Annotated in this window: 14 protein-coding genes and 6 tRNA genes; 10 read left to right on the forward strand and 10 right to left on the reverse strand. The window is 41.0% G+C overall.

Features of this window, described 5'->3' with window-relative positions; genetic code table 11:
- Nucleotides 1-4 precede the first annotated feature (4 nt).
- Together HWV03_RS00325 and HWV03_RS00330 are read right to left on the reverse strand one after the other, a co-directional pair.
- Nucleotides 5-1,339, reverse strand: coding sequence for a GGDEF domain-containing phosphodiesterase (locus HWV03_RS00325; RefSeq protein ID WP_211678024.1), 1,335 nt, complete (start codon nucleotides 1,337-1,339; stop codon nucleotides 5-7).
- A gap of 174 nt (nucleotides 1,340-1,513) precedes the next feature.
- Complete coding sequence (locus HWV03_RS00330) at nucleotides 1,514-1,933, reverse strand: c-type cytochrome (RefSeq protein WP_211678025.1); 420 nt, start codon at nucleotides 1,931-1,933, stop codon at nucleotides 1,514-1,516.
- A gap of 261 nt (nucleotides 1,934-2,194) precedes the next feature.
- Between HWV03_RS00330 and HWV03_RS00335 the strand changes: the two genes are divergently transcribed.
- The 6 genes from HWV03_RS00335 to HWV03_RS00360 all read left to right on the forward strand — a co-directional run bounded on the left by HWV03_RS00335 (nucleotide 2,195) and on the right by HWV03_RS00360 (nucleotide 3,001).
- A tRNA-Arg gene (locus HWV03_RS00335) sits at nucleotides 2,195-2,271 on the forward strand.
- A gap of 40 nt (nucleotides 2,272-2,311) precedes the next feature.
- Nucleotides 2,312-2,387: transfer RNA gene (locus tag HWV03_RS00340), tRNA-His, on the forward strand.
- A 211-nt stretch (nucleotides 2,388-2,598) separates the two neighbouring features.
- Nucleotides 2,599-2,675 (forward strand) — tRNA-Pro (locus HWV03_RS00345).
- Nucleotides 2,676-2,680: 5 nt separating this feature from the next.
- Nucleotides 2,681-2,756, forward strand: a tRNA-His gene (locus HWV03_RS00350).
- A 79-nt stretch (nucleotides 2,757-2,835) separates the two neighbouring features.
- A tRNA-Leu gene (locus HWV03_RS00355) sits at nucleotides 2,836-2,920 on the forward strand.
- Between the two features lie 4 nt (nucleotides 2,921-2,924).
- Nucleotides 2,925-3,001: transfer RNA gene (locus HWV03_RS00360), tRNA-Pro, on the forward strand.
- A gap of 49 nt (nucleotides 3,002-3,050) precedes the next feature.
- Here HWV03_RS00360 and HWV03_RS00365 read toward each other — a convergent pair.
- Complete coding sequence (locus HWV03_RS00365) at nucleotides 3,051-3,410, reverse strand: HDOD domain-containing protein (protein ID WP_211678026.1); 360 nt, start codon at nucleotides 3,408-3,410, stop codon at nucleotides 3,051-3,053.
- A gap of 315 nt (nucleotides 3,411-3,725) precedes the next feature.
- Between HWV03_RS00365 and HWV03_RS00370 the strand changes: the two genes are divergently transcribed.
- A complete protein-coding gene (locus HWV03_RS00370) occupies nucleotides 3,726-3,965 on the forward strand; it encodes a hypothetical protein (RefSeq protein ID WP_211678027.1) in 240 nt (79 codons plus the stop codon).
- Nucleotides 3,966-4,128: 163 nt separating this feature from the next.
- Nucleotides 4,129-4,848: a hypothetical protein gene (locus HWV03_RS00375; RefSeq protein WP_211678028.1), complete on the forward strand. Its 720-nt coding sequence runs from the start codon at nucleotides 4,129-4,131 to the stop codon at nucleotides 4,846-4,848.
- A 70-nt stretch (nucleotides 4,849-4,918) separates the two neighbouring features.
- Here the strand turns inward: HWV03_RS00375 and HWV03_RS00380 are convergent, their stop codons facing one another.
- Nucleotides 4,919-5,416: a CreA family protein gene (locus HWV03_RS00380; protein WP_211678029.1), complete on the reverse strand. Its 498-nt coding sequence runs from the start codon at nucleotides 5,414-5,416 to the stop codon at nucleotides 4,919-4,921.
- Between the two features lie 152 nt (nucleotides 5,417-5,568).
- Nucleotides 5,569-5,949 carry a TraR/DksA family transcriptional regulator gene (locus HWV03_RS00385; protein ID WP_211678030.1) on the reverse strand — a complete coding sequence of 127 codons (381 nt, stop codon included), beginning with the start codon at nucleotides 5,947-5,949 and terminating at the stop codon, nucleotides 5,569-5,571.
- 287 nt (nucleotides 5,950-6,236) lie between these two features.
- Here HWV03_RS00385 and HWV03_RS00390 point away from each other — a divergent pair, with 287 nt between their 5' ends.
- A complete protein-coding gene (locus tag HWV03_RS00390; protein ID WP_211673605.1) occupies nucleotides 6,237-6,473 on the forward strand; it encodes a hypothetical protein in 237 nt (78 codons plus the stop codon).
- 8 nt (nucleotides 6,474-6,481) lie between these two features.
- The gene (rmuC, locus tag HWV03_RS00395) at nucleotides 6,482-7,840 is read left to right on the forward strand and encodes a DNA recombination protein RmuC (RefSeq protein WP_211678031.1); all 1,359 of its coding nucleotides are present in this window, start codon (nucleotides 6,482-6,484) and stop codon (nucleotides 7,838-7,840) included.
- 20 nt (nucleotides 7,841-7,860) lie between these two features.
- On the opposite strand, the gene HWV03_RS00400 is transcribed toward rmuC, so the two are convergent.
- The 5 genes from HWV03_RS00400 to def all read right to left on the reverse strand — a co-directional run bounded on the left by HWV03_RS00400 (nucleotide 7,861) and on the right by def (nucleotide 13,668).
- Nucleotides 7,861-9,306, reverse strand: coding sequence for a TrkH family potassium uptake protein (locus HWV03_RS00400; RefSeq protein ID WP_211673607.1), 1,446 nt, complete (start codon nucleotides 9,304-9,306; stop codon nucleotides 7,861-7,863).
- Nucleotides 9,307-9,326: 20 nt separating this feature from the next.
- Nucleotides 9,327-10,703, reverse strand: coding sequence for a Trk system potassium transporter TrkA (gene trkA, locus HWV03_RS00405; RefSeq protein ID WP_211678032.1), 1,377 nt, complete (start codon nucleotides 10,701-10,703; stop codon nucleotides 9,327-9,329).
- 138 nt (nucleotides 10,704-10,841) lie between these two features.
- Entirely contained in the window at nucleotides 10,842-12,137 is a 1,296-nt protein-coding gene (gene rsmB / locus HWV03_RS00410) for a 16S rRNA (cytosine(967)-C(5))-methyltransferase RsmB (protein ID WP_211678033.1), read from the reverse strand.
- A gap of 51 nt (nucleotides 12,138-12,188) precedes the next feature.
- Complete coding sequence (gene fmt, locus HWV03_RS00415) at nucleotides 12,189-13,142, reverse strand: methionyl-tRNA formyltransferase (protein WP_211678034.1); 954 nt, start codon at nucleotides 13,140-13,142, stop codon at nucleotides 12,189-12,191.
- Nucleotides 13,143-13,164: 22 nt separating this feature from the next.
- Nucleotides 13,165-13,668 (reverse strand): peptide deformylase, encoded by a 504-nt coding sequence (def, locus tag HWV03_RS00420; protein ID WP_211678035.1) that lies wholly within the window; start codon nucleotides 13,666-13,668, stop codon nucleotides 13,165-13,167.
- Nucleotides 13,669-13,701: the final 33 nt, after the last annotated feature.

A 13,701-nucleotide genomic window follows, 5' to 3' on the forward strand; every position in this document is an offset into this window, starting at 1 on the left:
CTTATTAGAGTTCTAATAAGCGTTCGACCTGCGTATAGTCCATTGGCTGAGCAATATAACTGCCTTGACCAAACTCACAGCCAAGCTCGATTAATTTAGCATGCTGCTGAGGATTGCTAATTCCTTCAACAATGACTTTAAAGCCCATATCGTGGCTAATATCTCTAATTACGCGAATCAACGACAGATCTTTGTTAGACATCAGCATACGATTGGTAAAACTGCTGTCTATTTTTACAAAGTCGATCGGATATTTGAAAAATTCATTCAAAGAACTAAAGCCTGTACAAAAGTTATCCAATCCTACTTGCACCCCTATTTGGCGTAATTTTTCTAACGCGCGTATGGCAAATTCATTGTGAGCCATAAACTCATGTTCTCTGAATTCAAATACTAAACTATGTGGCGGGATCTGTTGTTGTTGAATAATAAAAATTAAATGTTCAACAGCGCCTTCAAGAATGAGATGTTTGACGGATAAGTTCATCGCCAACATGATTTGTTGATTATTAGGATTCGAATCATGCCACTTTTTTAATTGTAAGCAGGCTTGATACATAATGTGTAAATCAAGGGTGATAATAATATCGGTACGTTCGGCGAAAGAAATAAAACTGTTGTCGTGATGTTCTTCATGCCAATGGGCAATGACTTCAAAGCCGACTAATTGATTACTGTTAAGCTGAATAATAGGTTGGTAATACGGCAGAATATCATTGTTAATAATAGCGCGAGTGAGCTTTTCTTGTTGCAATATAGCCAAGGTATTTTCAGCTGGTACGGGTAAGGCTTTCGATAGATGGTATTGACCTAGACCTTGCTGCTGAGCCATTTTCAGAGCGATATCCGCGTCTTTCAATACTTGACTCACAGAGTGGGTGGCCTGCTGTAAACTAATTCCAATACTGCAGCTGCAGAGAATTTTATAGTTACTTACCTGAAAGCTAAAGCGGAACTGTGATTGGATCTTTTTAGCGAGACTGATAGCGCTATCCGCATCGACTATATCCGTTTTTAACAAGGCAAACTCATCGCCTTGTAAGTTAACCAAGCAGTCGTTACTGGAGGTTAATAATTGTAAGTGGTGACGAATGATTGTAATGAGTTTATTACTGAGTTCACTACCAAAGCTTTGCTCCACATCGGCGATGTTATCAATTTTAATCAGTAATAATACAAAACTTTGTTGGGTTTGTTGCAGTTGTTGTGAGGCTGATTTTAGCTGTGTTAAAAATAAGGCTCGCTGTGTCCGTAATGAACGTGATAGCGCGAGATCGATAAGTTTGGCGCTGCTTGGCTGGTGCTGGTTTGATAGACGATCCTTGTTCACAGTCGGCATCCTAATGGTCTTTAATAACGAAAAAACTAAGTCTTATAGTGATAAAGTCTAGCAGTGGATAACTGAGGGTCAAAAAAAAGCCACTAAAAAATGAGTGGCTTTATCGAAGAGCGACTTGGTTATAATCGGAGACTTAAGGCCATCCTGTTGTTATAACGTTATTTATTTTTTGTGTTACAGGCCTTGGATCATGTAATCAACGGCAGCATGTAATTCGTCATCAGAACACGTTGCACACGTACCACGTGGAGGCATCACGCCATTGAAGCCTTCGACCGCATGGCGATAAAGCGTGTCTTTACCTTTTGCAATTCGAGGTCCCCATTGATCCGCATTACCTTTAATCGGAGCACCAGCAAGGCCACTGCCGTGACACATGCTACATGTAGTTGTATAAATTTGTTCACCTGAGCGTGGTTCTGCAGGTGTTGTGCTTTTCGCAACGACTGGAGCCAGTTCACCTGGTAGGTATACTTGACCTACAGGGGCAATTCTTTCTGCAACTGATTCCGCAGAGTTGTGATTTGCGCTTACGGTAAATGCAAATAGCAATGATGCTGATAAAGTGATTAGAATATTTCGTAATTTATACATGCTCTTTTTAGCTCCCTAATAATGGTATTGTCAGTCTATGGTTGACTTTTGTTATAATAAATCCCTACTACTGCGAATCATTATATCCTTACCAAGCCTTAGGTTAAATAGTTGTAACAGTGTTTGTTGCATTTTCCTCAGTTCGATAGGGCTTTTAGTTGGTTATAAAAGATACAGGCGTTGTAATTATGCAACATATTCATGTTGAATTAACTGATTTGCCTAGACGAGGTTCGCCGTTGGACGTAGTATATTGCTCATGCGTCCGTAGCTCAGTTGGATAGAGCGCGCCCCTCCGGAGGGTGAGGTCAGAGGTTCGACTCCTCTCGGACGCACCATTATAGTTATTATAGTGGTTGTGCAATTAAATGGTTAATGGCGGTTGTAGCTCAGTTGGTAGAGCCCCGGATTGTGATTCCGGTTGTCGTGGGTTCAAATCCCATCAGTCGCCCCATTGCATTTAATTGAACATGCACAGGTAAATACAGTTCAGTAAGTTAATTAATTTGTTCTGATTGTTTTTTGCACTGGCGCTGTTTGTTTTTATTCCGATTTAATTGAAAATGATAAAAAAATCGTTTTTTGGTTAAAAAGACTTGCAGACTTACACACAATATCTATAATGCGCACACTTGTTAAGAATGATGCATTCTAATGAGCATGTTCGGTGATTAGCGCAGCTTGGTAGCGCACCTGGTTTGGGACCAGGGGGTCAGAGGTTCGAATCCTCTATCACCGACCACTATGGCGGTTGTAGCTCAGTTGGTAGAGCCCCGGATTGTGATTCCGGTTGTCGAGGGTTCAAATCCCTTCAGTCGCCCCATATTCGATAACATAGATATTCTTTTAGAATTGAGTTATCACCCTTGTTAGAGTTACCTGCTAGCAAGTAGAAAAATTGTGCGGAAGTGGCGGAATTGGTAGACGCGCTAGATTTAGGTTCTAGTATCGCAAGGTGTGAGAGTTCAAGTCTCTCCTTCCGCACCATGTTCGGTGATTAGCGCAGCTTGGTAGCGCACCTGGTTTGGGACCAGGGGGTCAGAGGTTCGAATCCTCTATCACCGACCACTATTCGAAAAGCCTGCTCAATGAGCAGGCTTTTTTCGTTTCTGAAACTCTACGCTACGTCCTGCATTAATAATTCTGTCAATTCGTTACCTTGCTGCTGTACCGCTTGGAGTTGCGTTAGTAACATTTCTGGAAAGCGGTGTATGATCATCTGTGCTTGACTGAGATCGGTTAGACCCGCTTCTTCTGGTAATGCACTTTGGATCAGCAACTCCCCAATGTTATGCATTAAACTACACGTAAAAACGATTTCTTGATCCAAGTGGATTTTGCTAGCGATGACTAATGAACCTAACTTATTGAGACCGAGTTTGATCGCTGCTTGTTCTATTGATTCGACATGCTGACCACGGGAGTAAGCGGCAGAGTTTGCCATCTTTAATACTCTTGCTGTGATAACTGGATCCATTGCTATTCTGCTGGCTGTTTCAGTTTCGAGAATAAATATTCGACGTTCACACTGTGACTCCCTGTCATTGTGATTTTGGATATATAGCGATGATTAGAATCAAGTTAATACTAAAGAATTAATATAATATATATTATTAGCGCAGAGTTCAGATTTATTTTCAGCCCTGATAGGACACTTGGTCATTTATCCGTTTTACCTCTCAAACTCACTATTTGGTTATTTCCCTGAGTAAGTGAATGTGGTTTTATATGACTGGAAGATATTTCTAAGGGATAGAAATCAGGGATAGTTAGGGAGCTATGAGGGGGAGTTATGGATGGGAAACTAGATATAGAAAAAAGGGAAACTGGGGCGAATACGGTTATTTCATCGTTGTTGAAAACAGCCGGTGGTATGACGGGAATTTCGGAAGTATTACAGCAGAGTCGATTTGAATCACTGCTAGTGAATGTACAACTTAGTGATGAGAGTTTGAATGAAGTCGATCTGCTCTCTCGTATATTAGGTGTTGAACCATTAATTTCAGAGCAAGAACATGGTAAAAAATTCTAAAATAAGCAGGTGAAGCCCATTCTTTAGTGATGGGCTTTTTTTTGTTTTTTATTACCTTCGCAAAATAGCATTTTCATTTAATTATTGATTACCACCTTGAGGTGACACTGATATACTCTCGCACCTAACTTACTTGAATTTAGTATTGACTAAGGGTTTTCGCGTGACTGAAATCAGTTTCTACCAACAAATTTATCCAATCATTGTAATGATGCCAATAGCGGCAGCTTGTTTCCTAGCATTAGTATTAGTAAAAGGTGAAGTGTGTCCTGGCCAGCGTAAGCGTATTACTGAAAATATGATCTCAATTTGGGCTGTATTAGCGCTTGGGTTAATGACAGGCATTGAAGAGTATGCGACAGCGCCGACTTTGATTGTTGGTGGCATTGCGGTATTTATCGGTATTATACAAAATTTAATTCAGTCTCGCTTAGAAGGCAAACGTGCAATTCCAAGTACTTGGTTACGATTACCAATTGCACTTGCTGTCATTACTGGGTTATTAGTACTGTGGCAACAGCAGCAGCCGTTATTACTGTTAGAAGCCGTGTTACTTGGTGCTGTATTTGCGCATGTGATCTTATTACGTGCAAAACATCGATTACAAGCATTTAATGTTATTTTACCCGTTGTTGGTATCGCGAGTAGTGTACTACTGATGCTTGGGTTATTGATTGTTGCAGGGCTTAATGCCGATTCAAGTCAGATGACGGTGATCCAAGAGTTCGTCATTTACCGAGCTGTTATTTTATTATTGGCGTTAGCTATTTGGACTATTCCGCTCTATACAAAACAGGAGTACACACCTAATTTAGTGTCGCTGACAACGGTATTGTTGCTATTTTCTGAAGTGATTGGGATGGGCGTTATAACTGCATTTTAGCTCTTGCGCATTATCCTACTGACGAATAAAGCCACTGACAACAGTGGCTTTATTGTTTTTAATTTGGTTGTTATTTAAGAGTCGTTGGCTGTTGCCACGCTTTGGTTGCCCACAGTGGTACGGTGGATAATGAATGCTTGTAGCTACCATTAATCTCTTTTGTTGAGTACGAGACATACAATAGACTTTGGCTATCAGCATCATAAATACGACGGATCTTGAGTGATTTAAATAAGATACTCTTTGATTGCTTAAAGATCACTTCGCCGCTTTTTGAGATATCAATGGTTGCTAGCATTGCCGCTGTAATTTCACCTGTTTGGCGACATGCGATCCCCATATCTGACGGATCAGAAAAATCCAAATTAGCTTCAATATGGCTAACATGACAAGTGACGCCTGGTATCTTTGGATCTACAAATGTGTTGATTTTAATATCTTTAGTTGTGAATAAACCCAGACTGATTTTACCTGATTCATCATCACTACAACCGCTTAATGCAACACTGGTGACAAGTAGTGACAATAAACTGATTCTTTTAAAATTGACTGGCAATAGCTTTAACATCGCTGTATTCCTATGGCGGTTTGGGTGAAAGAGATTACAGATTAATACGGAACGATAAATGAGGAAAGCAATAACATTGGTTTATTATTGCTTTCCATCTGTGATCATTTTATTGATAACGACCAGAGTTGATTATTCGATTGGGTTTAGGATTAACGACGGTATAAGTTGTGATCAGTAAATTCTTTCGTTGACTGACACTCTAAGCATAGCTGTGATTCAGGACGTGCTTGTAAGCGTCTAATCGATATTTCATCACCACAGTTACTACAATAACCATAATCGCCACTGTCGATAAGACGTAGAGCCTTAATTATTATCTTTATGTGTAATTTATCGTGGTCAATCCGGTTTAATTCGAGGCGATGTGCTTCTTCCATTGCCGCACGATCAATCTCATCAGCCATTTCATTACTATCAGAGATGACGACGTTAGTTGATTGGTTTTCAATTCGAGATAAAATCTCTTGTTTCTCTGTTTCTAGTTTTTCTTTGAAATAGGCAACTTGGCCTTCATTCATAAAATCGCTCATATATATTACCTATTTCGTATTCGGATTATAATTAATTAGCATAATAGACATTTTAATTGTCCGTGATATAGAGTTATTAACCCTATTTTGACAAAAAATAACTGAAAATTACAAGTTGGGGTATTTTTTCTCGTTTCAAGGGGGATAATGAATTAATCCGTATTATTTTGATGAAATGTGCACTGATTATGATTAACCTTAATGGATTAGTTTTAATCTTGAGCAGGTTAGGCTAACATCATCATCTCTTTTCAGTATTATTTACGCTGATATTTAGGACTATGTTAATGAAAGCGATAACTGTACACCGTCCGACGTTAAAGATCATGTGGAAACTTTTGGTTTTCGCATTATTTCCGCTGACTCTTTGGTTATACAGTGTGATTGGTGATGTACCATTTACCACCATTGACAGCGGTGTTAATTATCATAAATGGATCATTTTCTTTATTTACCTTGGCTGCCTTGCAGTATGGTTTTATTTTGATCGCGCCTTGTCACACAGCTCTTTTTTTCGTAGTTAATGTATCTTATGACTTTTGATTCTCTGTTATCCATATTTCCGTATATTGTCGTTAGCTGTATCGCGATTATTTTTGGCTTAGTTGCAATTCGTAAAACTCAGCAAGCCAACTTATCGATGCAAACTTTAAATCATGAAGTTGAGTTATTAGAACAACAATTAGATAACGTTAATTATGCTAATGACCAATTGCAGAAAGAGCATGATGCTAATAAATTAAAATTAGAATCGCAAAACAACCAGTTAATTAAATTAATGTCACGATTACGTGAAAGTGACATTCGTTTACAGGCTGAACGCCAGGCTAGCGAAGAAAAACTGGCACTGCAAGCACAATCTGAACAACGCTTACAACAGCAGTTCGAAAACCTCGCAAATAAAATTTTTGATAGTAAAACCGACAATTTCAAAGAACTAAACAAGTCTAGTGTGGAATTGCTTTTAGCGCCATTAAAAACGCAGCTCGAAGGATTTAAACAGCAAGTGCAAGATGTTTACTCTAACGAAGCGAAAGAGCGCCACAGCTTACAATCTGAGGTTGCTCGTTTGCAGCAAGTTTATCAATTGATGTCTAGCGAAACGGCTAATTTAACTAAAGCCCTGAAAGGGGACAACAAACAGCAAGGTAATTGGGGCGAAGTTATCTTAGCGCGGATCTTATCTGAATCTGGCTTACGGGAAGGGCATGAATATGATGTTCAGGTAAGCTTGAATAATGAGCATGGCAAACGCTTTCAACCTGATGTGATTGTTCATTTACCACAAGATAAAGATGTTGTGGTTGATTCTAAGGTGTCATTAACGGCTTACGAGCGTTACTTTAATGCTGACGATGAAGTGACACGTAAACAAGCGTTACAGGAGCATGTAACCTCTATTCGTGGGCATATTCGTGAACTTGGGCGTAAAGATTACCACTTGTTACAAGGCTTAAAAACGTTAGATTATGTACTGATGTTTGTGGCGGTAGAACCGGCATTTATAGCGGCATTAGAAGCTGACCCAAGTTTAATGAAGTATGCACTGGATAATAATATCATGTTAGTGAGTCCAACCAATTTGTTAGTTGCATTACGTACCATTGATAATTTATGGCGTTACGAACGTCAGAACCAGAATGCACAATTAATCGCAGAGCGTGCTGGTAGGATCTATGAAAAACTGCGTTTATTTAGTCACGATATGCAAGACATGGGAACAGCGTTAGATAAAGCACAAGATAGTTATGATTCAGCGATGAAACGTTTAAGTTCAGGTAAGGGCAATTTAATTAAACAAGCGCAGCAGTTTGTAGAGCTGGGCGTCGAAGTTAAAAAACCATTACCTGTTGAGTTAATTGAGAAAAGCAGTGCTAACTTATTAGAATAATCAGTTAGCACTCTTATACTTTAACTTTTCCAAAATGCAGGGGTTACGAGCACTAATACTGTCATAATCTCTAATCGCCCCATCAACATGCCTAAGCTAAGCGCCCATTTTGCGGTATCAGGTAAACTAGCAAAGTTACCTGATGGGCCAATGACAGGACCCAACCCTGGACCCACATTAGCCACTGCGGTGATTGCACCGGTAATACTGGTGATCGGGTCTAAACCTATTATGCTGAGTATGGCTGCCAGTATCGAAACTGTAGCAATAAATGCACTACCAAAAGCAACCACAGATCGTACAATAACATCATTTACATTACGTCCATTGTAGTGCTGTCTAAATACCCCTGATGGGTGGACTAATTGTGACATCTGCTTACGGAATAAGGTGAAGGCGATTTGAAATCGAAATATTTTTATCCCACCAGATGTTGAGCCAGAACAAGCACCAGTAAACATCAAACCTGCAAACAAGACAGTTGTAAATTCACCCCATGTGCCGAAATCTGTTAAACCAAAACCAGTCGATGTTACTATTGATACTATGTTAAACATACTAATTCTGATCGCGTCGGTCAGATCAAAAACATCTTTTTGCCACAGGTATAACGACATCATTATTGTCATTACGAGTATTAGCTTTCCAAAACCGATAATCTGCGCATCATTGATAAGTACTTTGATATCGCGACGATGAATTGCACTGATCAAGAGTAAAAATGGTAACCCCCCTAAAAACATAAAGAAGGTACCATTCCATTGCGCTGCGTTCGAGAAGTGTGCCATTGATTGATCTGAGGTCGAGTAGCCGCCTGTCGATAGGGTTGTCATTGCATGATTGAGGGCTTCAAAACTCGTCATGTCAGCAGCTAAGTAACCAAAATAACAAAGTATGGTTAAGCTTAAATAGACATACATAACGTAAGCCGCTGTATGCTGGGTTTTGGTGGTGTTTTTATCAGACCAGTCAGATGACTCTGTTTGGAATAGGCGCATACCACCGACGTTTAAGTAAGGTAGGACTGCTACCCCCATAACCACGAAACCTACGCCACCTAACCACTGTAGAATCGAGCGCCATAGCAACACACTGTGTGCCGTTGTATCTAAATTTGAGAGTACGGTTGAACCTGTGGTGGTAATACCTGACATGGTTTCGAAATAGGCATCGGTATAGCTAATATGTTGGATCAACATGAGCGGCAGGGCGGCAAATGCGGAGGCTATTATCCACACACACGTGGTCAGTAAAAACATTTCACGTATACCAAGACGGAAAACGTTTGAGCGGCCTTTATGCCAGAATAAACCGGATGCTATGGTGGTGATAATAATAGATTTGAAAAATTCAGGCGCGCCATGGCCATCGGTAGACAAAGCCAGTACCAAAGGTGCAATCATAAATAAAGCAAGCGCGCGTAACACCACACTTGCCATGAACAATACGGGTTTGAAGTTAACCATTAAACAAGTTTCTTTGCATGTTATAAGAAGAATGGACTGGGTTGAAAAAGTTTCTCTACATCAGGGATGAACTTTTTATCAACTAGGAACATCACTACGTGATCATCTTGTTCAATCACGGTGTTATCATGAGCAATTAGGACTGCGTCATTACGTACAATTGCACCAATGGTGGTACCTGTTGGTAGTTTTAAACTCCCTACAGTTCGACCGACAACGCGCGATGTTAATTTATCACCATGGGCTATAGCTTCAATCGCCTCTGCGGCACCACGGCGCAATGAGTAGACATTGGCGATATCAGCACGACGAACATGAGTTAATAACGCAGAGATAGTGGCCTGTTGTGGTGAAATGGCAATATCGATAGTGCCGCCCTGCACTAGGTCCACATAAGCACCGCGCTGGATCAGCACCATGGCTTTTTTCGCACCCATCCGTTTGGCTAACATGGCAGACATGATATTGGCTTCGTCATCATTGGTGACCGCGATAAATACGTCTGTTTGGTCAATGTGTTCTTCACTGAGCAGTTCCTGATCGGAGGCATCACCGCAGAATACAATGGTATTATTAAGCATTTCTGATAGTTTTTCGGCACGGGTGATATTACGCTCAATCAATTTGACTGAGTAATCACGCTCTAAACGACCCGCTAATGCAGCGCCAATATTACCACCACCGGCAATAATAATACGGCGATACGGTTTCTCCAGTTTTTGCAATTCACTCATCACGGCGCGAATATTATTACTTGCAGAAACAAAAAATACTTCGTCATCGGCTTCAATAATCGTTGTACCCAGTGGGCGGATCGGTTTGCCTTGGCGGAAGATAGCAGCAACGCGGGCTTCCACATTGGGCATATGTTCACGTAATGCCGCTAACGCATTACCGACTAATGGACCGCCATAGTAGGCTTTTACTGCCACGAGACCCACTTTGTTATTGGCAAAGTTAACGACCTGTAATGCCCCCGGATAATCGATGAGGCGTTTAATATAGTCGGTCACTAGCTGCTCTGGTGCGATCAAATGGTCCACTGCAATCGCGCGATTATTAAACAGGGTCTCTTTGTTATTAAGATAGGATTCATTTCTGATCCGAGCTATTTTATTTGGGGTATTGAACATGGTGTAAGCAATCTGACAAGCGATCATATTGGTTTCATCATTGTTGGTCACTGCCACCAACATATCTGCATCTTGTGCGCCAGCTTCACGTAGTACGTCTGGATTGGCGCCGTGGCCTTCAACAACGCGCAGGTCAAATTTATCTTGTAAGTTTCTTAAGCTGTCGCCATCGCGGTCGATAATAGTAATGTCATTATTCTCACCTACTAAGTTTTCAGCCAGCGTGCCGCCGACCTGGCCTGCACCGATAATGATAATTTTCATTTAACCTCGCACCAAATAAAATTGTCGTGATCTGTTTTGATAATGCTATTCTACGCTTGTTTAAGCTAAAGTTGAATAACGCCAATGGTTTATAGCCAAGTGATACTAATTAATCAGTTGGCTATAGAGACTATTCAGCTATGCTTTTTTTTGTAACTTCGCGTAGAAAAAGCCATCCATGCCTTGGGTATTGGGTAGGATCTGCCAGTTTGATGCTTGATTGTCGCTGTCGGCTGTTAATGGGATCAGCGTTGCATCCGGAGTTCGATCAACAAATGAACTGATTTGTTCGCTGTTTTCTACCGGTAGAATAGAGCAGGTTGCATATAATAATGTGCCGCCAGGTTTAAGTTGCTGCCACATGGCATCTAAAATTTCAGACTGTAATTGGGCTAATGGTGCAATGTCGCTATCACGACGTAACCATTTGATATCGGGATGACGACGAATAACGCCCGTTGCACTACAAGGTGCATCTAATAAAATTCGATCAAACTTATCACCCTGCCACCAATCCTCAGGTTTGCTTGCATCGCCATGGATAAGCTCTGCTTCTAATTGCATACGAGTTAAGTTTTCTTGAACTCTAGCTAAGCGTGTTGCATCAAAATCGACAGCGACAAGGTGCTTTAGGGCTGGTTGACGTTCTAAAATGTGTGCTGTTTTACCACCTGGCGCAGCACAAGCATCAAGAATTAATTCGCCTGGTTGTGCGTCTAAGAATTGCGCCGCAAATTGCGCTGCGCCATCTTGAACAGAGCTATGACCTTCTGCAAAACCAGCTAGTTTGTAAACATCAGTCGGCTTCTCTAAACGTAATGCTGAATCCGCACTATCTACGATATCTGCGGTGATGTCGTCTGCTGCTAACAATGTTTGATAATCAGCTTGATTATGATGTTGCTGATTAACTCGTATCCACATTGGCGGACGTTCATTGTTGGCCATTAATACATCTTGCCATTGCTCTGGATAAGCGGCTTTAATGCGTTTTATTAACCAGCCTGGGTGACCGAATTTACACGCGTCATTACCGTCAGCTTGGCTTTCTAGATCATCTTGTTGGCGTTGGTAATTACGTAAAATAGCGTTCACCAGACCACTGAGTTTATGTGATTTTAATACCTTAATTGCGTTTACGGTTTCAGCTACTGCAGCATGTGCTGGAATACGCATGAATTTTAATTGATATAAGCCAACCAGAATTAAGAAATGCACGGGTCTTTGTTTACCCGTTAATGGTTTGCTCATTAGTTGGCGACTAATAAATTCAAGACGTGGTAACCAGCGCAATACGCCGTAACAGATCTCCTGTAGTAAAGCACGATCCTTGGCTGGTAATAATTGCTGAGCAATTGGTAAGGCTGTCGTCAATGACTGACCTCTATCAACAACTTGGTAAAGTACTTTTGCAGCGCTAGCTCTGGTTTTCATATATATGTATCCGAGGTAAAACCGCTTAATACTATTAAGCGGTCATAGGTATTAAATAGAATTTAGTAATTGACCAACAGTAAACCACTCTTTACGAGCATTTAGTATATCTTGAACTGGCATGGCTTTTTTGCCCGCAAGTTGCAGGTTTAATAACGTTAATATGCCATTCCCTGTTGCCACTTGAATGCCTTGTTTTGTTGCGGTTAGAACCGTGCCAGGCTGTGCGTCCGTCACATCTTCAGTCGCATTTGCTTGCCAAACTTTCACATTTTGCTCGGCAATTTGTGTGTAACTCACAGGCCAAGGATTAAATGCGCGGATTTGACGTTCGATAGCAACAGCTGATTGTGTCCAGTTGATGTTTGCTTCTTCTTTGCTAAGTTTAGCTGCATAGTTTGCTTGTTCATCATCTTGGACTTCAGCTACTGCAGTATTGTTACTGATCTGCGTTAATGTTTCCAATAGACCTTGTGGGCCAAGCTCGGCAAGTTTGTCATATAAGCTGGCACTGGTTTCATCATCCGCGATTGGGCAAGTTACTTTGTGTAGCATGGCACCCGTATCTAAACCTATATCCATTTGCATGATAGTGACGCCTGTCTCAGCATCTCCGGCCCAGATTGCACGTTGGATTGGTGCCGCTCCACGCCATCTTGGTAATAGTGAACCATGCACATTGATACAACCTAAGCGCGGTGTATCTAACACTACTTGTGGCAGGATCAAACCGTAAGCAACCACGACCATCAAATCGGCGTTTAGGGCAGCCAATTCTTGCTGTGCTTCTTCATTTCGTAAACTAACAGGCTGATAAACAGGAATGTCATGGCTAACTGCTAGTTGTTTTACGTCACTTGGTTTTAATTTTTTTCCGCGACCTGCGGGGCGATCTGGCTGGCTATATACCGCGATCACTTCATGCTCTGAATTTAGTAATGCAGAGAGGTGTTTTGCGGCAAAATCAGGGGTGCCGGCAAAAATAATGCGTAATGGTTTGGTCAAGGTTAATTCCTATTTTGTATTCTTATTTATCTTTACGAGCTAGCTTTTCGAGCTTTTTCCGAATTCTTTGCTGTTTTAGCGGTGATAGGTAGTCAATAAAGAGTTTACCGTTTAGGTGATCCACTTCGTGCTGTAAACAAATGGCTAATAAATCATGGGCTTCTAGTGTAAACTGCTCACCATCACGGTCTAATGCTGTCACTGTTACACTTTCTGCGCGTGGCACAAAAGCGCGTGATTCTGGTACCGATAGGCAGCCTTCTTCAATACCTGTCTCACCGAATTTGTTGGTGAGGACTGGATTGATAAGGATTAGAGGCTCATCGCGTGTTCCTGACACATCGATAACGACAATACGTTGTAAAATATTAACTTGTACAGCGGCTAAACCAATACCTTCTTCGGCATACATGGTTTCGAGCATGTCATCGATGATGATTTGTGTCGCTGATGTGATTTCCTGCACAGGTTGAGCAATTTTTTTTAATCGATCATCAGGAAAATGTAAAACTTCTAATATAGCCATGGTACTTTCTTATTTTGAATGGATTCAAATAAC

It is taken from the genome of Moritella sp. 36, assembly GCF_018219415.1.
Taxonomy (GTDB): Bacteria; Pseudomonadota; Gammaproteobacteria; order Enterobacterales; family Moritellaceae; genus Moritella.